This window comes from Pantoea phytobeneficialis (assembly GCF_009728735.1).
Classification (GTDB): Bacteria; Pseudomonadota; Gammaproteobacteria; order Enterobacterales; family Enterobacteriaceae; genus Pantoea; species Pantoea phytobeneficialis.
In genome coordinates this window covers 560,628-585,271 of sequence record NZ_CP024636.1, presented here as the reverse complement: position 1 = coordinate 585,271, position 24,644 = coordinate 560,628, and the positions used below count along the sequence as shown (strand labels likewise).

Annotated in this window: 20 protein-coding genes and 2 tRNA genes; 9 read left to right on the top strand and 13 right to left on the bottom strand. The window is 56.1% G+C overall.

Features of this window, described 5'->3' with window-relative positions; genetic code table 11:
- Positions 1-4: 4 nt before the first annotated feature.
- The 7 genes from CTZ24_RS02605 to rlmE all read right to left on the bottom strand — a co-directional run bounded on the left by CTZ24_RS02605 (position 5) and on the right by rlmE (position 5,818).
- A tRNA-Met gene (locus tag CTZ24_RS02605) sits at positions 5-81 on the bottom strand.
- Positions 82-140: 59 nt separating this feature from the next.
- Positions 141-227, bottom strand: a tRNA-Leu gene (locus tag CTZ24_RS02600).
- A 47-nt stretch (positions 228-274) separates the two neighbouring features.
- Positions 275-607 carry a preprotein translocase subunit SecG gene (gene secG, locus CTZ24_RS02595; RefSeq protein WP_013507698.1) on the bottom strand — a complete coding sequence of 111 codons (333 nt, stop codon included), beginning with the start codon at positions 605-607 and terminating at the stop codon, positions 275-277.
- 218 nt (positions 608-825) lie between these two features.
- Positions 826-2,160, bottom strand: coding sequence for a phosphoglucosamine mutase (gene glmM / locus CTZ24_RS02590; protein ID WP_021185738.1), 1,335 nt, complete (start codon positions 2,158-2,160; stop codon positions 826-828).
- 6 nt (positions 2,161-2,166) lie between these two features.
- Positions 2,167-3,000, bottom strand: coding sequence for a dihydropteroate synthase (gene folP / locus CTZ24_RS02585; RefSeq protein ID WP_208724702.1), 834 nt, complete (start codon positions 2,998-3,000; stop codon positions 2,167-2,169).
- Between the two features lie 85 nt (positions 3,001-3,085).
- Positions 3,086-5,014: an ATP-dependent zinc metalloprotease FtsH gene (gene ftsH, locus CTZ24_RS02580; protein WP_036627470.1), complete on the bottom strand. Its 1,929-nt coding sequence runs from the start codon at positions 5,012-5,014 to the stop codon at positions 3,086-3,088.
- 174 nt (positions 5,015-5,188) lie between these two features.
- Positions 5,189-5,818: a 23S rRNA (uridine(2552)-2'-O)-methyltransferase RlmE gene (gene rlmE / locus CTZ24_RS02575; protein ID WP_013507694.1), complete on the bottom strand. Its 630-nt coding sequence runs from the start codon at positions 5,816-5,818 to the stop codon at positions 5,189-5,191.
- Between the two features lie 126 nt (positions 5,819-5,944).
- Here rlmE and yhbY point away from each other — a divergent pair, with 126 nt between their 5' ends.
- A complete protein-coding gene (gene yhbY / locus CTZ24_RS02570) occupies positions 5,945-6,241 on the top strand; it encodes a ribosome assembly RNA-binding protein YhbY (RefSeq protein WP_021185735.1) in 297 nt (98 codons plus the stop codon).
- A gap of 107 nt (positions 6,242-6,348) precedes the next feature.
- On the opposite strand, the gene greA is transcribed toward yhbY, so the two are convergent.
- A complete protein-coding gene (gene greA / locus CTZ24_RS02565) occupies positions 6,349-6,825 on the bottom strand; it encodes a transcription elongation factor GreA (RefSeq protein ID WP_013507692.1) in 477 nt (158 codons plus the stop codon).
- Between the two features lie 246 nt (positions 6,826-7,071).
- On the opposite strand from greA, the gene dacB reads away from it, so the two are divergent.
- Genes dacB through pmrB form a run of 3 tightly spaced genes read left to right on the top strand, consistent with a single transcriptional unit; the run spans position 7,072 to position 10,222 of the window.
- On the top strand, positions 7,072-8,505 hold the full coding sequence (gene dacB / locus CTZ24_RS02560) for a serine-type D-Ala-D-Ala carboxypeptidase (protein WP_036627468.1): 1,434 nt from the start codon (positions 7,072-7,074) through the stop codon (positions 8,503-8,505).
- Positions 8,505-9,167, top strand: coding sequence for a two-component system response regulator PmrA (pmrA, locus tag CTZ24_RS02555; RefSeq protein WP_021185733.1), 663 nt, complete (start codon positions 8,505-8,507; stop codon positions 9,165-9,167). Before dacB ends, pmrA begins: the two co-directional genes overlap by 1 nt.
- Positions 9,164-10,222, top strand: a complete 1,059-nt coding sequence (gene pmrB / locus CTZ24_RS02550; protein ID WP_021185732.1) for a two-component system sensor histidine kinase PmrB — start codon at positions 9,164-9,166, stop codon at positions 10,220-10,222. Before pmrA ends, pmrB begins: the two co-directional genes overlap by 4 nt.
- Here pmrB and CTZ24_RS02545 read toward each other — a convergent pair.
- Positions 10,219-12,471, bottom strand: coding sequence for a TonB-dependent siderophore receptor (locus tag CTZ24_RS02545; RefSeq protein ID WP_021185731.1), 2,253 nt, complete (start codon positions 12,469-12,471; stop codon positions 10,219-10,221). The genes pmrB and CTZ24_RS02545 overlap by 4 nt on opposite strands.
- A gap of 253 nt (positions 12,472-12,724) precedes the next feature.
- On the opposite strand from CTZ24_RS02545, the gene fes reads away from it, so the two are divergent.
- The 3 genes from fes to CTZ24_RS02530 are packed head-to-tail and all read left to right on the top strand — an operon-like array spanning position 12,725 to position 18,097.
- A complete protein-coding gene (gene fes / locus CTZ24_RS02540) occupies positions 12,725-13,936 on the top strand; it encodes an enterochelin esterase (RefSeq protein ID WP_208724701.1) in 1,212 nt (403 codons plus the stop codon).
- A 29-nt stretch (positions 13,937-13,965) separates the two neighbouring features.
- Positions 13,966-14,187, top strand: a complete 222-nt coding sequence (locus CTZ24_RS02535) for an MbtH family protein (RefSeq protein WP_021185729.1) — start codon at positions 13,966-13,968, stop codon at positions 14,185-14,187.
- Complete coding sequence (locus tag CTZ24_RS02530) at positions 14,180-18,097, top strand: enterobactin synthase subunit F (RefSeq protein ID WP_208724700.1); 3,918 nt, start codon at positions 14,180-14,182, stop codon at positions 18,095-18,097. The genes CTZ24_RS02535 and CTZ24_RS02530 overlap by 8 nt, the downstream gene beginning before the upstream one ends.
- Before the next feature lie 76 nt (positions 18,098-18,173).
- Here CTZ24_RS02530 and CTZ24_RS02525 read toward each other — a convergent pair whose 3' ends face one another.
- From CTZ24_RS02525 to fepD, 3 genes are read right to left on the bottom strand one after another with little or no spacing between them, the layout of a single operon-like run.
- Positions 18,174-18,968, bottom strand: coding sequence for an ATP-binding cassette domain-containing protein (locus CTZ24_RS02525; RefSeq protein ID WP_021185727.1), 795 nt, complete (start codon positions 18,966-18,968; stop codon positions 18,174-18,176).
- Positions 18,965-19,936, bottom strand: a complete 972-nt coding sequence (gene fepG / locus CTZ24_RS02520; RefSeq protein ID WP_208724699.1) for an iron-enterobactin ABC transporter permease — start codon at positions 19,934-19,936, stop codon at positions 18,965-18,967. Before fepG ends, CTZ24_RS02525 begins: the two co-directional genes overlap by 4 nt.
- A complete protein-coding gene (gene fepD / locus CTZ24_RS02515) occupies positions 19,933-20,889 on the bottom strand; it encodes a Fe(3+)-siderophore ABC transporter permease (protein WP_244634015.1) in 957 nt (318 codons plus the stop codon). The genes fepG and fepD overlap by 4 nt, the downstream gene beginning before the upstream one ends.
- Before the next feature lie 181 nt (positions 20,890-21,070).
- On the opposite strand from fepD, the gene entS reads away from it, so the two are divergent.
- Positions 21,071-22,321 (top strand): enterobactin transporter EntS, encoded by a 1,251-nt coding sequence (entS, locus tag CTZ24_RS02510; protein WP_208724697.1) that lies wholly within the window; start codon positions 21,071-21,073, stop codon positions 22,319-22,321.
- Here entS and fepB read toward each other — a convergent pair.
- Positions 22,316-23,281, bottom strand: coding sequence for a Fe2+-enterobactin ABC transporter substrate-binding protein (gene fepB, locus CTZ24_RS02505; protein WP_208724696.1), 966 nt, complete (start codon positions 23,279-23,281; stop codon positions 22,316-22,318). The genes entS and fepB overlap by 6 nt on opposite strands.
- 176 nt (positions 23,282-23,457) lie before the next feature.
- On the opposite strand from fepB, the gene CTZ24_RS02500 reads away from it, so the two are divergent.
- Entirely contained in the window at positions 23,458-24,636 is a 1,179-nt protein-coding gene (locus CTZ24_RS02500; RefSeq protein WP_208724695.1) for an isochorismate synthase, read from the top strand.
- The last annotated feature ends 8 nt before the right edge of the window (positions 24,637-24,644 follow it).

The window sequence follows — 24,644 nt, the reverse complement described above, 5'->3', positions numbered from 1 at the left end:
AAAGTGGTTGCGGGGGCCGGATTTGAACCGACGACCTTCGGGTTATGAGCCCGACGAGCTACCAGGCTGCTCCACCCCGCGTCCGAAAACGTGGCGAATGTTACGCCGAACATGCAAAAATTGCAAGTCATACTGAGATTTGGTACCGAGGACGGGACTTGAACCCGTAAGCCCAATCGGGCACTACCACCTCAAGGTAGCGTGTCTACCAATTCCACCACCTCGGCACTTCACTGACGGCGACGATAATATGTCGCACTGCAAGCTGACGATCTTACTGCGGGATATCGTTACCCGGGGTTGCCGGTTTGGCTGGCTGAGTCTGTTCAGATTTAGCCGGCGCAGTCAGATTTTCCCACTCGCTTCCTTTGGAAGTTTTATTCGTGTTCAGGTTACCCAGAATCAGGCTGATGATGAAGAACAGCGTCGCCAGCACTGCGGTCATGCGAGTCATAAAGTTACCAGACCCGGTAGAACCGAACAGCGTCGCAGAAGCGCCTGCACCAAATGATGCTCCCATATCAGCGCCTTTACCTTGTTGCAGCATGATCAGACCAACAAGGCCCAGCGCCACAATAAGGAAAACAACTAAAAGAGCTTCGTACATAATCAACCTGTTTCCTTGCGCGTAAACCGCACAGTTAAAGCTTCAACCAGTATCGATGGGGAGTCTCGTCATCACCCATCAGAAGCGGGTGTGAATACTAACCAAAGGCACATTGCTCTGCAAGCGCAATTTTCACGAACCTCATCAATTGCGGAAAAAAGCGCCATCATGGTGATTTTACAGGCGGAAAGAGAAAAATCTTACCGCCTGAAAGGCACTTAAACCGCCTTCACCGCATCGGCAATTTTGTGCGCCAGCGCGGTCACCTGCGCTTCATCTTCACCTTCCACCATCACCCGAATCAGTGGCTCAGTGCCGGATTTACGTAACAGCACGCGACCACGACCCGCCAGCGTTTTTTCCACTTCTGCGCTGGCCGCTTTGACGGCATCACTTTGTAAAGGATCGTTGTTGCCGCTGAAGCGAACATTGACCAACACCTGGGGCAACATCTTCATGCCGCTACACAGGTCATGCAGGCTCATGTGGTTTTGCACCATTGCAGTAAGTACTTGCAAACTTGCAACGATGCCGTCGCCAGTGGTGGTTTTGTCCAGCAGGATGACATGGCCGGAGTTTTCCGCCCCCAGACGCCAGCCCTTCTCCTGCATTTTCTCCAGCACGTAGCGGTCGCCAACTTTGGCACGCACAAACGGGATACCAAGCTGCTTCAGCGCCAGTTCGAGGCCCATGTTACTCATCAGCGTCCCTACTACGCCACCGCGCAGTTGGCCCTGACGTAAACCTTCTCGCGCAATGATGTAGAGGATCTGGTCACCATCAACCTTCGCGCCTAAATGGTCAACCATCATGATGCGGTCGCCGTCGCCATCGTAAGCCAGGCCAATATCTGCCTTCTCTTCCAGCACGCGTTGCTGCAACATTTTCAAATCGGTTGCGCCGCAATTTTTATTGATGTTCATACCATCCGGTTGAGTCGCGATGGCAATCACCGTAGCCCCCAGTTCACGCAGCACGTTTGGCGCAATGTGATAGGTCGCCCCGTTCGCGCAATCCACCACGATTTTTAAGCCATTCAGGCTCAGTTCACTGGGGAAGGTGCCTTTGCAAAACTCGATGTAGCGCCCGGCAGCATCGACAATGCGGCTGGCACGTCCCAGCTCAGCAGACTCAACACAAGTGATCGGTTTTTCCATCTCCAGTTCGATCGCTTCTTCCACTTCATCTGGCAATTTGGTGCCTTCAGCAGAGAAAAATTTGATGCCGTTATCGTCGAACGGGTTATGTGAAGCAGAAATCACAATGCCAGCTTCGGCGCGGAAAGTGCGTGTCAGATAAGCAATCGCCGGCGTCGGCATCGGACCGGTAAACGCCGCAGACAGGCCCGCCGCTGCCAGCCCGGCTTCCAGAGCCGATTCCAGCATGTAGCCCGAAATACGCGTATCTTTCCCAATCAACACTTTCTTAGAACCGTGACGGGCCAGCACTTTTCCTGCCGCCCAACCCAGCTTCAGAACGAAATCCGGGGTAATTGGCGCTTCCCCCACTTTGCCGCGAATCCCATCCGTACCGAAATATTTACGATCACTCATGCCTTTTTATCCTTTTGCTCTGCGTGTCGCTTCAACCACACGCATCGCTTCAACAGTTTCTTTCACGTCATGCACGCGAATAATGTGCGCGCCTTGCATGGCGGCAATGACCGCACACGTCAGGCTGCCGGTCAGGCGCTGCGCCGGGCCGACATTCAGCAACTGACCAATCATTGATTTACGCGACATCCCCACCAGTAACGGCAAACCGAAATGATGAAAATGGCTCAGTTCAGCCAGTAGCTCATAGTTGTGGCTGAGATTCTTACCGAAACCAAAGCCGGGGTCGAGTAGCAGATTCTCTTTTTTAATACCGGCGTCGACACAACGCGTAATCTGTTCTGTGAAGTAAGCGTCCACTTCACTGACGATGTTTTGATACTGGGGTGCTTGCTGCATGGTGCGCGGCTCACCTTGCATATGCATCAGGCACACCGGCAATCCGGTATCAGCCGCAGCCTGCAACGCACCGGGTTCAGATAATGAGCGAATGTCATTAATGATGTGAGCACCCACTCGCGCAGATTCACGGATCACTTCAGCCTTTGAAGTATCGACAGAAATCCATACCTCAAAACGCTGGGCGATGGCTTCCACCACCGGGATAACCCGCTCCAGCTCCTCCTCAACGCTCACCTCATCGGCTCCCGGACGGGTCGATTCACCACCAACATCAATAATGGTTGCCCCGGCATTGACCATCTCATTGGTGTGCGTCAGCGCATCCACCAATGAATTGTGCTTACCGCCATCGGAGAAGGAGTCCGGCGTGACATTCAAAATGCCCATCACATGGGGAAACGAGAGATCGAGATGGGTATCACGGGCGTACAACTTCATGGCGAGAGCCTCCTTGAGGAATTACGGAACTGCGGGATGTAAAAAACCCCGGACCGGCCGGGGTTTTTGTCGAGGTTTGCGCCTCTTATTTGTCGAGCTGTTCTGACATGGTGTTGCCTGGGTTCGGCGTACGCGGTTCATCAACCGGACGTGGCGCCTTCGGCGTACCGTTGTTGTCAGAAGAGTTGCTGCCTGGATCTTCCCAGCCAGCAGGTGGACGCACTTCACGGCGTGCCATCAGGTCATCAATCTGCGGTGCATCAATGGTTTCATACTTCATCAGCGCGTCTTTCATCGCGTGAAGAATATCCATGTTTTCACCCAGGATACGGCGTGCGCGTTGGTAGTTGCTGTCGATCAGGTGTTTAACTTCCTGGTCGATAATACGCGCCGTTTCATCAGACATATGCTTGGCTTTCGCCACAGAACGTCCGAGGAACACTTCTCCCTCTTCCTCTGCATACAGCAGTGGACCGAGTTTTTCTGAGAAGCCCCATTGGGTCACCATGTTACGCGCCAGATTAGTGGCAACTTTGATGTCGTTTGATGCACCCGTCGATACGTGTTCCACACCGTAGATAATCTCTTCAGCCAGACGGCCACCGTACAACGTAGAGATCTGGCTTTCCAGTTTTTGACGACTGGCGCTGATCGCATCGCCTTCCGGCAGGAAGAAGGTCACACCCAATGCACGACCGCGCGGAATAATCGTCACTTTATGTACCGGATCGTGTTCCGGCACCAGGCGACCAATAATCGCGTGCCCCGCTTCGTGATAGGCAGTCGATTCTTTCTGCGCTTCCGTCATCACCATAGAGCGACGTTCCGCACCCATCATGATTTTGTCTTTCGCTTTCTCGAATTCAACCATCGATACCACACGCTTATTGGAGCGGGCAGCAAACAATGCAGCTTCGTTGACCAGGTTCGCCAGGTCAGCACCGGAGAAGCCCGGCGTACCACGCGCGATGATGGCAGCATCAATATCGGTTGCCAGCGGCACGCGACGCATATGCACTTTCAGAATCTGCTCACGGCCACGCACGTCTGGCAGACCGACCACCACCTGACGGTCGAAACGGCCAGGACGCAGCAGCGCCGGGTCCAGCACGTCAGGACGGTTAGTAGCCGCGATAACGATAATACCTTCGTTGCCTTCAAAGCCGTCCATTTCAACCAGCATCTGGTTCAGCGTTTGTTCACGTTCATCGTGACCACCGCCTAAACCTGCGCCACGCTGGCGACCCACTGCATCGATCTCATCGATAAAGATGATGCAAGGTGCGGCTTTTTTCGCCTGTTCGAACATGTCGCGCACACGAGATGCACCCACACCGACGAACATTTCAACGAAGTCAGAACCGGAAATGGTAAAGAAAGGCACTTTGGCTTCACCGGCAATCGCTTTTGCCAGCAGCGTTTTACCCGTACCCGGCGGACCAACCATCAGTACGCCTTTCGGGATTTTACCGCCCAGTTTCTGGAAGCGACTCGGTTCACGCAGATATTCGACCAGCTCACCCACTTCCTCTTTGGCCTCATCACAACCGGCCACATCCGCAAAAGTGGTTTTGATCTGATCTTCGGTCAGCATGCGGGCCTTGCTCTTGCCGAAGGACATCGCGCCCTTCCCGCCGCCACCTTGCATCTGACGCATAAAGAAGATCCACACGCCAATCAGCAGCAGCATCGGGAACCAGGAGATGAAGATCGAAGCCAGCAGGCTCGGCTCTTCCGGCGGTTCGCCAACCACTTTGACGTTTTTGGTCAACAGGTTATCGAGTAACTTGGGATCGTTGACAGGAATATAGGTCGTGTATTTATTACTGTCTTTTTTGGTAACGTTAATCTCACGCCCGTTAATACGTGCCTCGCGGACCTGATCCTGGTTCACTTCCGACAGGAAGGTTGAATAATCAACCCTACGGCCATTCGACTCGCTGGGCCCAAAGCTCTGGAATACTGACATCAGCACAACCGCGATGACTAGCCAGAGAATCAGGTTTTTCGCCATGTCACTCAAGGGATTAACCTCATATTACAACGGTGTTAACAGACAGCGTAGGGTACTATATATCCTTCATACCTGGAATCGCGGCGCTGATGATTTTGCTTGTTTACCCTGAAAGTCAGAATACTCATCGGTGTAAACGCATTGGTCGCCTTGCTTTGATTCCTGTCAATCAGGTTATAGTTTGCGCCCTGTCGCCACAATGTACACTTCGCGCGAACGTGAACGCGAAGCATCCGGCTTACGAATTTTCACTTTCGTAAACAGGGAGCGAATTTCCCGCAGGTATTCATCGAAGCCATCTCCCTGAAACACTTTCACTACAAAACTGCCGCCTGGTGCCAGGATATCCCGACACATTTCCAACGCTAACTCTACCAAATACATGGAACGTGGAATATCAACCGCCGGTGTACCACTCATGTTCGGAGCCATGTCCGACATGACAACCTGCACTTTTTCGTCACCAACACGTTCCAGAAGCGTCTTCAGCACGGCTTCGTCACGAAAATCGCCTTGCAGAAAATCGACCCCAACAATCGGGTCCATGGGCAGCAGGTCACACGCAATAATACGGCCAGAAGAGCCAATCAGTTGTACCACATATTGCGACCAGCCACCGGGTGCAGCTCCCAGATCTACCACTGTCATACCGGGTTTGAAAAGCTTGTCACCCTGCTGTATTTCCTCAAGTTTAAACCAGGCGCGCGAACGCAACCCTTTTTTCTGTGCCTGTTGCACATATTTATCGCTAAAGTGTTCCTGAAGCCAGCGACTGGAACTGGCCGAACGCTTTTTACCCGTCATAATTTTTCCAGTTAAATCGTCATCGTAGCGATAAATCAGCACGCATCGGTTGCGTTGATTTGGCGATATACCCGAGATGGCGGTAGAATGAACCGTTTTCAATCCCTAAGTAAGCAAAAAAATACGATGAATCTGAGTACCAAACAAAAACAGCACCTGAAAGGTCTTGCCCATCCATTGAAACCCGTTGTTATGCTGGGCGGAAATGGCCTGACTGAAGGCGTGCTCGCCGAGATCGAACAGGCGCTGGAACATCACGAATTAATCAAGGTAAAAATTGCCTCGGAAGATCGTGAAACCAAACTGTTGATCGTTGACGCAATCATTCGCGAAACGAAAGCTTGCAACGTACAGGTCATCGGCAAAACGCTGGTGCTGTATCGCCCTGCAAAAGAGAGCAAAATTTCTCTGCCTCGCTCATAAGGCGGGCAAAGAAAGTGCCATGCTCCTGCATGGGATAAAAGGCCGCTATGCGGCCTTTTTCCTTTCTTTACAATATGCAGCAATGCATTTCAAAGCGTAGCAATATCTTAAAGGTATTCCACCTTCAGGATCTCATATTCCACATCGCCACCCGGGGTTTTGATGATGGCGACGTCATCCGCCTCTTTTCCGACCAGACCACGCGCCATTGGCGAGTTCACCGAAATCAGATTTTGTTTAAAATCGGCTTCATCATCCCCCACGATGCGGTAGGTGGATTCTTCGTCGGTATCAAGGTTCAGCACCTGCACGGTCGCACCAAAAATGACGCGGCCGGTTTTCGGCATCTGAGTCACATCAATCACTTGCGCATTGGAGAGCTTAGCTTCGATCTCCTGAATACGACCCTCGCAGAAACCCTGTTCTTCGCGGGCGGCATGATATTCGGCATTCTCTTTCAAATCGCCGTGCTCACGGGCTTCGGCAATTGAGGCGATGATGCGCGGGCGCTTAACGGTTTTCAGTTCGTTCAGCTCTTCGCGCAGCTTCTCAGCGCCTTTCAACGTCATCGGAATCTGATTCATTTTAGCTCCTCGTCATCTTTCCTGGTTAACGGCGTCATCCTGACAGGTGACAGCAGAAAACAGCTTCTGCGGCGCGTTACCTCATTTCACAAGCAAAAGAATCCTGACCCGGAAAGCGTTCCGGGTCAGGATCGGTTTTGCATTTTGATACGTATTTTACCCCAGAGTTCCCTGTGGGTCATCGTTTACTTTGCACCGTCCGGGGACGTAGTATTGTCGCCTTCACCCGTCAGTTACCGCGAGATTATGCGATTTTCACGACTTGTTACCGGACTAACCTGTGCGTTTATGCTGCAGGCACAAGCAGCCCCCGTTGAAGAATACATGCAGTATTTGCCAGACGGCGCAAACCTGGCGCTGATGGTACAAAAAGTGGGCGCATCAACCCCGATAATCGACTTTCATGGCAAACAGATGGCGCTGCCCGCCAGTACCATGAAAGTGGTCACCGCGCTGGCGGCGTTGCTGGAGCTCGGACCCGACTTCCGTTTTCAGACCACGCTGGAAACCAAAGGCGCCGTTAGCGATGGTACGTTGAATGGCGATTTGGTGGCGCGCTTTGCCGGTGATCCGACGCTCAGCCGTCAGGATCTGCGCAACATGGTTGCCGCACTGAAAAAGCAGGGTATCACCCATATTAAAGGCAACCTGGTGATCGATACCTCGGTCTTCGCCAGCCATGATATGGCACCGGGTTGGCCGTGGAACGACCTGACCCAATGCTTCAGCGCCCCGCCGGGCGCGGCTATTGTTGATAAGAACTGTTTCTCCGTTTCGCTCTACAGCGCCAACACGCCGGGCGAAAATGCCTTTGTGCGCATCGCCTCTTATTATCCGGCTCACATGTTCAGCCAGGTACGCACCCTGGGCCGCAACAGCGGTGAAGGACAATATTGTGAGCTGGATGTGGTGCCAGGTGAACTGAATCGTTACACCCTGACCGGCTGCATGCGTCAACGTGCCGAACCGCTCCCGCTGGCGTTTGCCGTTCAGGATGGTGCCGCCTGGGCCGGAGAGATTCTGCGCGATGAACTGCGCGCCGCAGACATTGATTACAGCGGTCATCTGGTACGCCAGACGCAGGTTACATCGCCGGGCACGGTGCTGGCCTCAACACAATCTGCGCCGCTGCATAATCTGCTGCACACCATGCTGAAGAAATCGGACAACATGATCGCCGACACCGTATTCCGTACCATCGGCCATCATTACTTTAACGTGCCTGGCACCTTCCGCGCCGGTTCTGACGCGGTGCGGCGTATCCTGCGCGAAAAAGCCGGTATTGATCTCGGTAACAGCATTCAGGTAGACGGTTCCGGCCTGTCACGCCATGATTTGATCGCACCGGATACCATGATGCAGGTGCTGCAATACATTGCCAAAAATGATTCGACGCTGAATTATATCTCGATGTTACCGCTTGCGGGTTATGACGGCACGCTACAATATCGTGGTGGTCTGCATGAAGCGGGTGTCGATGGCAAAGTCTCGGCCAAAACCGGTTCACTTCAGGGTGTCTATAATCTGGCTGGATTTATCACCACAGCCAGCGGCGCGCGTGTCGCCTTTGTGCAATACCTTTCAGGTTATGCTGTGCCACCGGAAGATCAGAAGACGCGACGTATCCCACTGGTACGTTTTGAGAGCCGCCTCTACAAGGATATTTACCAGAACAACTGATGAAACTGTTAATCGTTGAGGATGATGCGCTGCTGCAATCGGGCCTGGCCCAGGCATTGAGCGCTCAGGGTTACGCCGTGGACTGTGCCGCCAACGCCGCAGAGAGCAATGCCTTGCTGCGCAGCGGCCAGTACAGCCTGATCGTGTTGGATCTCGGTCTGCCGGATCGTGACGGCGCAACCTTGTTGCGCCAGTGGCGACGTGACGGCATCAACGTGCCGGTATTGATTCTCACCGCTCGCGATGCGCTGGAAGATCGCGTAGACGGGCTGGATGCCGGTGCCGATGACTATCTGGTAAAACCTTTTGCGCTGGTCGAGTTACAGGCCCGGGCACGCGCATTGATTCGGCGCTATCAGGGGCACAGCGACAACCTGCTTCAGCAGGGCGATTTGACCCTCAACCTCAGTTCTCAACAGGTGTTGCTGGAAAACCTGCCGCTGGAGATCACCCCCAAAGAGTTCGCGCTGCTGACGCGCCTGCTGATGCGGGTCGGGCAGAACGTGCACCGTGAAACCTTGCAGCAGGATCTCTACAGCTGGAATGATGATCCCGGCTCCAACACCCTGGAAGTCCATATCCATAATCTGCGCCGCAAACTCGGCAAAGACCGCATCAAAACCGTCCGTGGTGTGGGTTACCGGCTGGAAGTGCGCGAATGAACAGCATGCGTCAGCGGTTACTGATTATGCTGGCGCTGATTCTGCTCACCTGCCAGATCATGAGCGCCGTGTGGCTATGGCACGAAAGCCGGGAGCAGATTGGCTTTCTGGTGAGTGAAACCCTCTCCGCCAAAGCGCGCAATGAACACGTTGAAAATGAAATCCGTGAAGCGATAGCCTCGTTACTGCTGCCTTCGCTGGTGATGGTGTGCCTGACGCTGCTGTTCTCCTTCTGGGCAATCAACTGGATTATCCGCCCACTGAAGTCACTGCAAAACAGCCTGGCACATCGCTCTGCCGATAACCTGTCCCCCTTGCCGATCTACTCTGAGATGGAAGAGATCGTGGCAGTGACCACCTCCATTAATCAGCTGTTGTCACGCCTTGACCATACCATTCAGCAGGAGCGCTTATTCACCGCCGATGCCGCCCACGAGTTGCGTACACCGTTAGCGGGGTTACGTCTGCATCTGGAATTACTGCAACAACAGAATGTACCGCAGAGCGAAATGTTGGTGGCGCGTATTGACCAGCTGATGCACACCGTCGAACAGTTGTTGATGCTGTCACGCGCCGGTCAGGCATTGGCCAGTGGTCATTATCAACAGCTGCACTGGCAGCAAGACATCATGCAACCGCTCCAGCCCGAGATGGCCGAACTTTATCAGCAACGCCAGCAGCAGCTGCACTGGCCGCAGGGTGCCGACGTAGCGCAGCAGGGCGAAGCGGTATTGCTGCGCCTGATGCTGCGCAATCTGCTGGAAAACGCCTCGCGCTACAGCCCGGAAGGGAGTGAAGTGAAGGTGGTGTTACGTCAGGAACAACAACAAGTGATTGTTGAAGTCTGGGATCAAGGGCCAGGCATCGAAGCCAGCGCGGCAGAGGAGTTAACCAAAGCCTTTCGGCGGCGCGATCAACGTTATGGCGGCAGTGGGCTGGGCTTGAATATCGTGCTGCGCATCGTGCAGATGCATCGTGGTCGTCTGGAGTTACTGAACCGTAAAGATGGCAGCGGACTGATTGCCCGCTGCCATTTGCCTCAGTTGCTGAATTAGAACTGGGTGTTGAGGCTCATGTAGTAAGTGCGGCCTGAATCGTTGTAGGTATTGGCACCCGCACCGTACAGGTAAGCGCCGGTAGTTGAGTTACCGGTAGTCTGGGCATTACCCTGACGCCAGTGGCGCTTGTCGAACAGGTTGTCGATACCTACTGTCACGCTGACGTACTTGTTCACATCATAAGTACCGCTCATGCCGAGGATGGAGTAAGGGCTAACCTGATCGGTGGCGCTGCCGGTAACCGGATCGCCATGATAGTCATACTTCTTCGGCACCTGCTTACCATACCAGGTAAAGGTGGTTTGCAGTGACAGATCTTCCATTGCCTGCCAACTCAGTGTCGAGTTCAGGGTATATTGCGGAATAATCGACAAACGGTCGCCCGTAGTTTTGTTCTTACTCTGCAACATGTAGGTGAAGTTGTTATTCCAGGTCACCGTATCGGAGAAAGGAATGTTAACCGTTCCTTCCAGCCCTTCAACCACCGCTTTTGGCACGTTCTCCCATTTGTAGATGTTAGTGGTGCCGTTGGAAGCGGTACCGGTTGACACCATACCCGCTTCAATTTTGTTGCGATAATCGTTACGGAACCAGGTCAAACCGGCCTGATAACCCTCGTGTTTCCACTCCAGACCAATCTCTTTGTTGATGCTGTTTTCCGCTTTCAGGTCTTTGTTACCTTGCAGATAACAGGCGCTGGAGGCGTCAGCACAACCCTGGCCGTTGCTGTACAACAGATAGTTCGGGTTGGTCTGATACAGGCTTGGTGCCTTATAAGCACGGCCAATCCCCATCTTCAACGTGAAATCATCACCCAGACCTTGCGACAGGTTCAGTGATGGGCTCCAGTTGTTGCCAACAATCGAATGATGGTCGAAGCGCAGGCTTGGGGTCAGCATGGTGCTGTCCGTGACTTCCATATTGTCTTCAGCAAACAACGAGAAGATTTCAGCCTGTGAGTAAGGACTACGTCCGGTATTGGAGATACCCGGCACGCTACCGTAGTTGGCCGCCTGCGTGGTTGAAGACGGATCCTTCATACGCTGCTGGTTCCATTCAGTGCCCAGGGTCGCCGTCTGGTTGATCAACCATTCAAACGGGATGCTGATTTCACTGTGCAGCATGATGTCATCCAACTGAATGGTGTTAAAACCACTGTTGGAGAAGATCCCCTCGGTGCCGCCTGCCAGGCCTTCATTAATGCGGGTATTACGGGTTTTCTCGTAGCGTCCCCAGGTATTGGTGCTGACGCCATTATCCCAGGCACCGGTCCACTTCAGCGAGACGTTCTGACGATACAGGCGGTTAGTTTCGTCACCGTACAGGCTTTTCACCAGCGTGCTGGTGTTGGTGTTCTGGGTATCACCGGCATACAGGTTGCCCTGACGGCTATAACCCGCCTGAAGTTCCAGGGTCTGCATCGGCGCAAACGCCCAGCTTAATAAGGCATTGATATCTTTATTGACTGAACCTTCGCGTCCCGCCGGATAGCTGCCCGCGTAAGTCCCGGTACGATCTGCCGCATGGCCTTCGTTGATATCGTAAGCATCAGCCTGAGTTTTGGCTAAACCGCCATATAAACGGAAGTTGAAATCATCGCCCAGCGGCCCTTGCAGACTGAAGTTGGTGCGTTTGGTTGCGCCTTCATCTTTATGCTGCGGTACGTTGAAATAGGTATTCCAGGAACCGTGCCACTGCTGATCGGTGTATTTTTTGGTGATGATGTTCACCACACCGCCCGCCGCGCCGTTACCGTAGCGCACCGCTGCCGGTCCACGGATCACGTCGATATGGTCGATCAACTCGGGTGGCACCCAGTTGGTATCGCCACGGGTATCACGCTCGCCACGCCAGCCGAGTCGCACCGAGTTACGGCTGGTGATCGGCATACCATCAACCATAATCAGGGTGTTTTCTGGCCCCATGCCACGAATATCGATCTGGCGATTGTTGCCACGCTGGCCGCTGGTGGAGTTACCGGTCAGGTTAACACCCGGCATGGTTCGAATGATTTCAGAGACGTCACGGGCTGGCGGATGCTTTTTGATTTCATCAGCGGTGATGGTGGAAACACCGGGAGCCTGTAGCGTCTGTTGCTCGGCGGTCACCATCATGGTGCCGCCATCATGTGAACTGGCGTCTGTGCTGGTAGTCGTACTACTGGAGGTATCTGCTGCCCAGGCGCTGCTGGAAAGTAGGCCCAGTTCAATCAGAATGGCTAATGATAAACGCGAATATTTTGTCATTTTTTCGTTCCTGGATTGCCAGCAAAGGTGGCTGGCGAGCCGGTGAGAAGGTCACAGTCCTTATCAAAACCCCGTTCCAAGCCTGGCAGTGCTATCCGTTGCGCATCCTTTCCTTAATGGGAAAGTTGACAGGCGGAACGAGCGTGCTCATTTATGAGCGGAAACACACTATTGCAAATGCAAATAATTATCAATAGTATTATTTATAACCTTTGTGAAAGAATCCTTGAGTAAATGGCGACTGGCAGCACCTATGACCTGGCTAAATGATCTAACCGGCAGTGAAGCCTGGTGGCAGGAGCAACAACGTAAAGGTATCCCGCGTGTGGAAGGCGAAGTGAACGGCGAGTGCCAGGTCACTTTCCTCTGGCGCGATCCGCAGGGCAACGAGACGCAGTCACCTATCCAGCGGGTATGGATTAACATCACCGGTGTGACCGATCACCACCAGCGCCGCGCCCCACAATCCCTGATGCGAGTAGCCAATACCGATGTCTGGTACTGGCAAACCACCCTGCCAGCCAACTGGCGTGGCAGCTACTGCCTGATGCCAGATGAGCAGGCGACGGATTTTTCCGGCGATGTCGATATGTACACGCTGCGCAACTGGTGGCGCGACAAATTCCCGACCGCCCAGGCGGATCCGCTCAATGCCCTGCGAGGCTGGTCTGGTGGACGCGGCATGGGGGTATCCCCATTGCATCTGCCGCTGGCACCCAATCAGCAGCTATGGCGTGCGATAGATGAAGGCCACGCCCCTGCAATCCCTTTGCAAGAATATCGCTGGGACAGCCACTTACTCGGCAACAGTCGCCGGGTGTGGATCTATTGCACCGGCGAGGCCCAACCCGCGTCACGGCCACTGGCAATTTTGCTCGACGGTCAGTTCTGGGCCAACAGCATGCCGATTGCCGGACCGCTGCAACAACTCACCGATGAGGGCGCATTGCCTGCTGCCGTCTATCTGTTTATCGACATCATTGATCGTGAGCACCGCAGCCGTGAGTTGCCGTGTAACCCGCTGTTCTGGCAAGCCTTGCAGGAAGAATTACTTCCCCAGGTCGCGCAGTGGGCACCGTACCAACCGCAGGCCACCAGTACCGTGGTCGCCGGGCAGAGCTTCGGCGGTCTGGCATCAGTGTTTGCGGCGCTGCACTGGCCGCAGCAGTTTGGCAACGCCATCAGTTTGTCGGGCTCCTTCTGGTGGCCGGAGCGTGGTAATCCGCATGGCTGGCTGTTGCAGCAACTGGATCAAGGTCTGGCACCGCGCCAGCCGCTGCGTTTCTGGCTGGAAGCGGGTAAACGTGAAGGACTGATTTTGCAGGCAAATCAGCAACTACAGCAGAAGTTGCAGGCCGCTGGCTATCAGGTGCACTACCAGCCAGTAGAAGGGGGACACGACGCGCTGTGCTGGCGTGGTGGCCTGATTGATGGTTTACAGGCGTTGTGGCGCACCCCGACATAAATTCATCTCGCCCGGACTCAGGAGCCGACATGGAACATCGCAATCCCTTCGACGATCCGCAGCAGGATTGTCTGGTGCTGCGCAATCCGCAGCAACAATACAGTTTATGGCCCGCGTTCAGCGCCCTCCCCGCTGGCTGGCTCGCCGTGTATGGCCCGCAGCCACAGCCTGATTGCCTCAACTGGCTGGAACAGAACTGGGGGAATATCCGCCCAGTGACGCAGGACACCAACCGGAGCGACAATGTCTGAATCCCTGATGAATCGACCCCATACCGAACAACAAACCCTGCCGCTGGTGGCAGCACAGCCCGGCATCTGGATTGCCGATCAGCTGTCGCCCCATCACAACGCCTATGCGGTCGCGCACTTTATTGAATTGCAGGGCGATATTGACAGTGAGTTGCTGAGCAAAGCGATCATCAATGGGATGCAGGAGGCCGATACGCTGAATATGGCGTTTGGCGAGGTAGACGGCGAAGCGCTGCAATGGCCGCAGATCCAGCATTTCACCGCACCGCAAGTGGTTGACCTGCGCTCAGACGAGAATCCCGCAGACAAAGCCCGCGCGCTGATGCGTGACGATATGAATGGCGATCTGCGCGTGCTGAGCGGTTCCCCCTTATATCATCATTGCCTGTATCGCCTCGGCGAGCAGCATTGGTTCTGGTATCAGCGTTATCACCACCTGGTGGTGGATGGCTTCAGTTTTACCGCCCTGACGCGGCGCATCGCCAACCTGTACAGCGCCTGGGCGCGCCAGCAGGAGCCAGAACCCACGCCGTTTATCCCCTTTAGCGAAGTGGTGGAGGAGTATCAGCGTTATCAGCAATCCTCCTCCTTTGAACGTGATCGCCAGTTCTGGCGTGAAAAAGGGGCATCCCTGCCCGCCCCTGCCTCACTGGCGGCGCAACCGCTGGCCGGACAAAGCGCCAGCACCCAACTGCTGCGCCATAGCCTGACGATGGATCACGCCTCCTTCCAGACGCTGGTCAGCCAACATCCGCAGCACAGCGCCGCCGATCTCGCCTTCGCGCTGGTTGGCTTATGGTTGGCGCGCCTCAGCGGGCAAAACGATTTTTCCGCAGGTTTCATCTTTATGCGGCGTATCGGTTCGGCCGCGCTATGCGCCACCGGGCCGGTGATTAACGTGTTACCGATGGCGATCCATTACGACCCGTCACAGCCACTGGCCGCACTGGCAACGCAACTGGCGGGTGAAGTGAAGAAAATGCGCCGCCACCAGCGCTATGACGCTGAACAGGTGCAACGCGATCTGGGACGCCTTGGCGATGGCGATCCGATCTACGGTCCGGTGATCAACCTGAAGATGTTTGATTATCAGCTGGATTTCGCCGGTGTGGAGGGCATCACCCATCAACTGGCTTCTGGTCCGGTACGCGATCTGGAAATCGCCATCTATATCAGTGAACAGGGTGAGCTGACGCTGGAGTTGCTGGCGAATGCGGAACGCTACAATCTGGCGACGCTGCAACGCCACACCAGCCGTTTTGCGCTGCTGCTGACCCAGTTGGCCGCGGAACCGCAGCGCCCGTGCGGCGAGTTGGATCTGTTGACCGCAGCAGAACATCACTGGCTGGCGGATATTAACCATACCCCTCACCCGGTGCCTGCCGAGACTCTGGCATCGCTGTTGGCTCAGCAGGTAACCCGCACCCCGGATGCGCCAGCGCTGGCCGATGCACAGCATCAACTCAGCTACTGTCAGATGCAGCAGCAGGTATTTGCGCTGGCACAACAGCTAAGCGCCGCCGGTGTCGCACGGGGTGATATTGTTGCCGTCGCGCTGCCGCGTTCGGTGCAGTTGTCGCTGGCACTCCAGGCGATCGTTACGCTCGGTGCGGCTTATCTGCCGCTTGATACCGGCTACCCTGATGATCGCCTGCAACTGATGCTGGAAGATGCCACACCACAAACGTTAATCACCTCAGCGTCACTCGCACCACGTTTTGCTGCCATCTCCGACGTCAGCCAGCTACATTTCGATGCGCTGTTTAATCACACGGATGCGCCAGCCCCGCTCAGCGCGCCGCAACCGCAGGACGGTGCCTACATCATCTATACCTCGGGTTCTACCGGGCGTCCCAAAGGGGTGCTGGTCGGTCATGAGGCGATCGTTAACCGTCTGCTATGGATGCAAAATCACTATCCGTTGCAGGCTGACGATGTGGTGTTGCAGAAAACCCCGAGCAGCTTTGACGTTTCGGTGTGGGAATTCTTCTGGCCGTTGCTGGTCGGTGCCCAACTGGTGATGGCCCCACCGGAAGCCCATCGCGACCCGGAAGCTCTGCAACAGTTGTTCGCGCAACATCAGGTCACCACCACCCACTTTGTGCCTTCGATGCTGGCGGCGTTTGTCGCCGCATTGCAGGACGATGCCGCGATTAACAGTTGTGCCAGCCTGCGCCGCGTGTTCTGTAGCGGCGAAGCACTGCCAACCGATTTATCCCGCGAGTGGGAGCAGTTGACTCAGGTGCCGCTGCACAATTTATACGGTCCGACTGAAGCGGCGGTGGATGTGAGCTGGTATCCAGCGTTCGGCGAGTCACTGGCGGCGGTTGAAGGTGCCAGCGTGCCGATTGGCTATCCGGTCTGGAACACCGGCCTGCGTATCCTTGATGCGCGTCTGCAACCGGTGCCGCCGGGTGTGGCGGGCGATCTCTATCTGACCGGCATTCAACTGGCACACGGTTATCTGGGGCGTCCCGCTCTCACCGCCAGCCGCTTTGTCGCCGATCCGGCCGGCAAGGGTGAACGCATGTATCGCACTGGCGACGTGGCGCGTTGGCTCGACAACGGCGCGGTGGAATATCTTGGCCGCAGTGACGACCAGTTAAAAATTCGTGGTCAGCGCATCGAACTCAACGAAATCGATCATGTGTTGTGCGCTCAGCCCGGCATTGAGCAAGCGGTGACGCACGCCGTGGTGTTGGGGGGGGCCACGGCACAAGGCGATGCCCGCCAACTGGTGGGTTATGTCATTGCCGATCATGCTGTAGACGGTGAGGCCCTGCGTAACGCGCTGGCCCAGCAACTACCCACCCATATGGTGCCAGTGGCGATTGTCCAACTGGAGGCTTTCCCGCTCAGCAGCAACGGCAAGCTGGATCGCAAAGCCCTGCCGCTGCCGCAGGCGAGCAGCGCCAGCGCCGGGCGTGAACCGCATCCCGGCCTGGAAAGCCAACTGGCTGCGGCGTTTTGTCAGTTGCTGGCACGCGACAGCATCAGCGCCCAGGATGATTTCTTTGCCCTGGGCGGTCATTCACTGCTGGCGATGCGCCTTGCTGCCCAGTTGCGCCGTGAACTCCGGCAGCCGGTGACCGTCGGACAGATCATGGTTGCCTCCACCGTCGAGAAGCTGGCTGCATTGTTAAGTGATGCGCAATCCCACCAGCAGGCCGGTTTTGAGGCCGTGCTGCCGCTGCGCCAGGGCACTGGGCCAAATTTGTTCTGTTTCCATCCGGCCTCTGGCTTTGCGTGGCAATTCAGCATTCTGCAACGCTACCTTGATGCGCGCTGGTCGTTGATCGGCATTCAGTCGCCGGACACCGCCAGCCCGTTGAATCAAAGCACGCATCTGGACGAGGTGTGCGACGCCCATCTGCGCACCCTGCGCGAGGTACAGCCGCACGGCCCTTATTATTTCCTCGGCTATTCACTTGGCGGTACGCTGGCTCAGGGGATTGCGGCACGGCTGGCGGCTGCCGGTGAAGAGGTAGCGTTCCTCGGCCTGCTTGATACCTGGCCGCCAGAGACGCAGAACTGGGATGAAAAACGCGGCGAAAACGTGCTGGACCCGGCAGTGCTGGACGAAGTGAACCGCGAGCGCGAGCAGTTTATTGCGGCGCAACGGCATCAGGCGGGTGAAGAGATGCAGGTGATGTTTGACACTATCGAAGCCAACTACGCCAGTTCAGTACGTCTGTTGGCAACGGCACGCAGCGCCAGCTTCAGTGGCCGCGCAACCTTGTTCCTCGCAGAACAGACGCAACAGCCGGGACAGGATGCACGTCGCGCCTGGGCACCTTATGTCGGCGAGCTGGAGGTGTGGCCGATGGATTGCGCCCACGTCGATATCATTTCACCGAAGATGTTTGAGCAAATCGGACCGTTATTACAACGGCTACTGAGCAAACTCTGATCCAGAATGTAGGGCGCGATTTATCGCGCCGATTTTTTCCAGCACCGCGCACGGAACCGCGCGATAAATCACACCGCTACGGCCGTCCCAGCGGCACAATCATTGGCGTATGCGCCACCGGGTCTTCCACAATCACGCAGCGCAAGCCGTATACCTGCTCAATCAACGCGGGCGTGACAATCTCTGCCGGTTTCCCTTCCGCGATAATCCGTCCATGACGCATAGCAATCAGGTGCGTGGCATAGCGGCAGGCGTGATTCAGATCATGCAGCACCACCACCAACGAACGGCCATGCTGTTGATTGAGATCCTGCATCAATTCCAGCAATTCAATCTGATGGGTGATATCCAGCCAGGTGGTCGGCTCGTCCAGTAACAACAACGGCGTTTGCTGCGCCAGCACCATCGCAATCCACACACGCTGACGCTGACCGCCAGACAAGGTATCCACCTGCTGATCAGCGAGATCAGACACCCCGGTCGCCAGCATCGCCTGCTGCACCGCAGCTTCATCTTCAGCACGCCAGCGCCCGAACAGCGCCTGATGTGGATAACGTCCACGCGCCACCAGCTCAGTGACGCTGATGCCTGCCGGGGCGTTAGAACTTTGCGGCAGCAGGCCCAGGCGGCGTGCCACCTCTTTGGTGGGATAGCGCGCAATGGCTTCTCCGTCCAAAAACACCTGACCTTTTAACGGCGTATTCAGACGACTCAGGGTGCGCAACAGGGTTGATTTGCCACAGGCATTCGGGCCGATAATCACCGTCAGTTCCCCTTCCGGGATCGCCACCGACAAATTTTCTGCCACCACTTTTTTGTCGTAACCCAGCGTCAACCCTTCGCCATAGAGACGACTGGAGATTTCGGTCATTGGCGTCGTGCCTCCCGCACCAGTAAAGCAATCAGATAAAGGCCGCCGATGCTGACGGTAATCACCCCCACCGGCAATTGATAAGGTAAGAACAGATGCTGGGCTGCGAAATCGGCAGCAATCAGCAACAGCGCACCACACAATCCGGCCAGCGGCATGCCGCCGCCGAGACGGCGCGCAATCTGCGGTGCCAGTAGCGCCACAAAGGAGATCGGGCCGACCAGCGCCGTTGAAGCAGCGATCAGCACCACGCCAAGCAGCATCAACCACAGGCGGCTACGCTCCACCGGCACGCCAAGGGCGCAGGCGGTGTCATCCCCCATCTCCAGCAAACGCATCCGGCGGGCCAGCAGCGCCACCAACAGCAGCGCCAGCAGTAACACCACGATCACCGGCGGCGTTTTTGTCCAGGTAATACCGTTCAGCGAACCGGCGCTCCACAGACCGGCGCTGAGGGCAGCATCCAGCGAAGCGCTGATAATCAACCAGCTGTTAAGCCCCATCAACAACGCGCGCACGCTGATGCCGACGATAATCAAACGGAAAGTTTCCACGCCGTTACGCCAGGCAAACAGGTAAACCAGCGCGGCAGTGGCAATGCCGCCAATCATCGCAGCAGCCGTCATCGCCGAGGCGTTTTGGTTGAACAACACCAGCGCCACCAGCACACCGCTGTAGGCACCGGTGTTAAAGCCAAGAATATCCGGGCTGCCTAATGGATTACGCAACAGTGACTGGAAAATCGCGCCGCTCACGCCCAACGCTGCGCCAATCAGCAACGCCATCAACACGCGTGGCAGACGCCACTCCAGCACGATCAGTTTGATATTGCTGGCACCCTGCCCCAGCATCACCTGCCAGATTTGTTCACCGCTGACCGGCAGAGCACCCCGTGTCATCGCCAGAAACGCGAGCAATCCGCAACCGAGCAGCAACCAGAAGGTATGAAACATGACGCGCCGGGTCATACAACACCTCGCGCGAGTTTGCGCCGCACCAGTACAATCAACATCGGTGCTCCCAGCATGGCGGTGACGATAGAAACGCGCAGCTCACCTGGCACCAGCAGGCGACCAATAATATCCGCCGTTAACAGCAGGATCGGCGTCACCAACGCGGTAGCAGGCAGTAGCCAGCGATGGTCATTCCCCACCAGCCAGCGCGCCAGATGCGGCGTCATCAACCCAACAAACGCAATCGGTCCAACCGCTGCGGTGGCTGCACCGCACAGCAGCGCAATCGCCAGCAGCCCCAGTACCTGGGTACGGGCCACGCGCGTACCCAGCGCGGTCGCCATATCGCCGCCCATACTCAGGCTGTTTAACGCTTGCGACAAACAGAAAGCCACCACGCTTCCGACGGCAACGGCTGGCCACAGGGTACGCAGGATGCTGAAGTCGCGAATATCCAGCGAACCACTGTGCCAGAAACGCAGGTGATCATAGATGTCAGGATTGAGCAGCGAGATGCCTGAGGTCAGCCCTTCCAGTACCGCGCTTAACGCGACACCGGCCAGGGTTAAACGCACCGGATTGACGCGCCCGCCACCTATCGCGCCGGTCATCGACACCAGCAATGAAGCCAGTAGCGCACCGCCAAAAGCAAAACCAAGCCATTCGGACGGCGCATTGGCACCAAAGCATGCCACCCCCAACACCACGGCGAAACTGGCTCCGGCGTTGACACCAAGAATACCGGGGTCAGCGAGTGGATTACGCGTCAGGCTTTGCATTAACGCGCCGGCCAGCCCCAGAGCCACGCCCGCCAGCAATCCGGCCAGGGTACGCGGCAGACGCGCCTCGCGAACGATAACGCAATCCGCACTACCACAGGTGGTGGTCACGGCATGATAAACATCGGAAAGAGAGATGGATTTTGCCCCCAGCATTAAACTCAGGGCAATAAGGAGCACCAGCAGCATCCCTGATCCTGCAAGTGCGCGAGTCTGGTGCATAGCGTTATGAACCTTTAATGATCAACGTAATCGCGTGCGTAGGGTAAATGTGATAATGATATTTGTTATCGTTATTACTCGTATTTGTCTATGTTATCATGACTCGCCTCGCGGAAGATGAGGAAAATTGGTGCAAAAAGGCGAAGAAATGAACAAACCCTCCCACTTTATCGATCTCTCCCTGCTTAAATCCCATCCGGCGTTTCGCGCGGTATTTATCGCCCGCTTTATCTCGATTGTCGCACTCGGCATGTTGGCGGTGGCGGTGCCGGTACAAATTCAGCAGATGACAAAATCCCCCCTGCTGGTTGGACTCGGCGTTACGGTAGCCGCCTGCGGCATGTTTATTGGTTTGCTAGCCGGCGGGGTACTGGCCGATCGTTATGAACGTAAGAAACTGATTTTATTCGCCCGCTCGACCTGTGGTCTGGGCTTTGTCGGACTGGCGATCAACGCGGCGTTGCCTGAACCCTCACTGACTGCGGTGTATCTGCTGGGGCTGTGGGATGGCTTTTTCGGTGCGATTGGCGTCACCGCGCTGTTGGCCGCGACTCCGGCGCTGGTCGGACGCGAGAATTTGATGCAGGCGGGCGCAATTACCATGCTTTCGGTACGTTTCGGCTCCATCCTGTCACCGGCGATAGCCGGCATGGTGATTGCCAGTGGCGGCGTGGTATGGAACTTCGTCCTCGCGGCGCTGGGGACCTTACTGACCGTGCTGACCTTACTAAAACTGCCGATGCTACCTCCGCCACCACAGCCGCGCGAGCACCCCCTGAAATCGCTGGCAACCGGTGTGCAATTTCTTTTTACCACGCCTTTGGTGGGGATGGCGGCGTTGATGGGCGCACTGGTGACGCTGGCGAGCGCGATTCGCGTGCTCTATCCGGCGCTGGCTCCGCATTGGGAGGTGAGTGCCGACCGACTGGGATTGATGTTCGCTGCCGTGCCTTTGGGTGCCGCAATCGGCGCTGTCACCAGTGGTCGGTTAGCACAGGCCGCACGTCCCGGTTTATTGATTCTCAGTAGCGCTATCGCCTCATTTCTGGCGCTCGGGCTGTTTGGCCTGATGCCAGACTTCCCCCTCGCGTTGCTCTGCCTGGTGGCGTTTGGTTACTTCAGTTCCATTACCAGCCTGGTGCAGTACACCCTGATTCAGGCATTAACCCCTGATGCGCTGCTGGGACGTATTAACAGCTTATGGACGGCACAAAACGTCACCGGGGATGCGCTGGGCGCGGCGCTGATTGGCGGGATCGGTGCCTGGCTGTTACCTCAGCAGGCGGCCGCGGTGTTTGGCTTTGCTGCCACCCTGCTGGGCGTGCTGATGTGGCTGGTGATGGGATCGTTACGTCGCTATCAACCGCCAGCCGTAACGCTGGCGGAAGAAGCATCATGACTTCACAAACAGTTTTTCCAGGCGAGCCAGCAGGTTGCTGGCGCTGAAGTAATCAAGGCGGAAGCTGTCAACGCCCATTGCATAAACCTGTTGCTGCGTCACAGCGGCGTTTTGTGCGAGGAACGGATTAGCCAGCACCGACTGACGGGTTTTGTCATCGCCAGCAAATAACAGGAAGCTGTGTCCCGTCAGGCCGCTGGCAACGTTTTCACCCGCGAGCTGAATGATGTCCTTGCGCTGTCCCATGCTGTGGCTTTGTTGAATATTGGCCGGGGGCATCGCCAGGGTGAAGCCCAGTTGCTGCAACAATTTGCCCTGCGCCGATTCAGCGGTCCACAAATTCACCGCGCGTCCATCGCCATTCCACACCAGGGCGGAAACCGGCTGCGGCGGTAATGTGATGGCTTTTTTCAGCGCGGCCTGACGATCGGCAAAGGCTTTAATATGCTGCGCCGCTTCAGTTTCATGACCGGTGGCCTCACCGAGCAGCGTCATCAGGTCCTGCCAGCTTTTATCGTCGTAGTTAATCACCAGCGTCGGTGCAATGGCAGAAAGCTGACTCACCAGCTTGATGGCGGAGTCGTTGCCCGTGGCGCTGACGATAATCAGATCCGGTGCTTCGGCTGCCACCGCTTCAGCGTTGGCTTCACCAATATACAGGCGTTTGACGCCGCGTTGTTTCGCCACCTCGCCCCACTGACGGAAGAAGCCCTGATCGTCGGAGAGGCGACTGTTGGGGGCGGTAGCACCCGATGCAATCACCGGCGCATCAATCGCCAGCAGTGAACCGGTCAAGGTGACGCTGGTTGAGACAATACGCTGGGGGGCTTTGGTCAATGTCACCACGCCCTGTTCGGTCTGAATTTTGCGTGGCCAGCCCTGTTCGGCACGCGCAAGTCCACTAAAAGCCTGTAAAATGAACAACAGGACAACCATGCCCCATAAACCGCATTTATTCATAAGTTTTCATCCATCATTTAGCTTATTTCCGCCCCCGGCGTAAATGCCGGAAAACGCTTAAAGATAAGGGAACACCCGCGAACTGATTGACTCTTTGGACCATTCGACGTAGGTTACAGGGCCATAATAAAAATGATAATCATTCTTAATAATCTTATCATTTATAGGTGAAAATTATGGTGGAATCCTCCACGTTTGAAAATGCCTGGCTGAAGGATTTTTCCGCACTTTGTCGCGGATTCCTGTTCACATCTCCCTGGCGCAGCCTGGTGACTCAGGGTTGCTACACCACCCTGACCGAACCGGTTCAGGATGCTGCTGCGTTAGACGGTGATTTTCAGCAACAGCTGCGCCAGCATTTTGCGGCGGCGAAAAAACAGGGTATCGAGAAACCGATTCTGGTCGGTGCGATCCCGTTTGATGTCAGCCAACCTGCCGCTTTGTTTATTCCTGAATCCCATCAGACCTTTAAGCGTGCCGATTTACTGGCCGCGTTACCGACCGAACTGAGTGCGCTGCCCGCCGTGCGCCGCCGTGCGGCAGTGCCGGATCACGACGCCTTTACCCAAATGGTGGCAGATGCGGTGGCGGCCACACAACGTGGCGATCTCGATAAAGTGGTCCTGTCGCGCCTGATGGATATCGTGACTGAACAACCGGTGGATAGCGCTGCGCTGATGCAGCGGGTCATGGCGCAAAACCCTAACAGCTACCATTTCCATCTGCCGCTGCCGCAGGGTGGTGTGTTGCTGGGAGCCAGTCCGGAACTGATGTTGCGCAAGCAGGGGCGTGACTTCAGCTCTTGTCCTCTCGCCGGTTCCGCACGTCGCGATAGCGACAGCCAAACCGACCGCGCAGCCGGCGAAACGTTGATGAACTCCAGTAAAGATCGGCACGAACATCAGCTGGTCACCGATGCGATGCGCTCCACGCTGCAACCGCGCAGCCGTCTGCTGTCGGTGCCGACAGTGCCCTCGCTCATCACCACCTCAACGTTATGGCATCTCGCCACGCAGATTGATGGTGAAGTGCAGGATCCGCGCGAGAATGCCCTGTCCCTCGCCTGCCTGCTGCATCCGACTCCGGCTCTCAGCGGTTTCCCGCATCAGCAAGCGCAACAGCTGATCCAACAGTTGGAACCGTTCGATCGTCAGCTGTTTGGCGGCATCGTCGGCTGGTGCGATGACGCAGGCAATGGCGAATGGGTCGTCACCATCCGCTGCGGCACGGTACATGACAGCCGCGTGCGTCTGTTCGCGGGTGCCGGAATTGTGGCCGACTCTCAACCCGAATCAGAATGGCGTGAAACCGGCGTGAAGCTGGACACCATGTTGCGCGCCTTTGGACTGCAATAAAGGAAAGA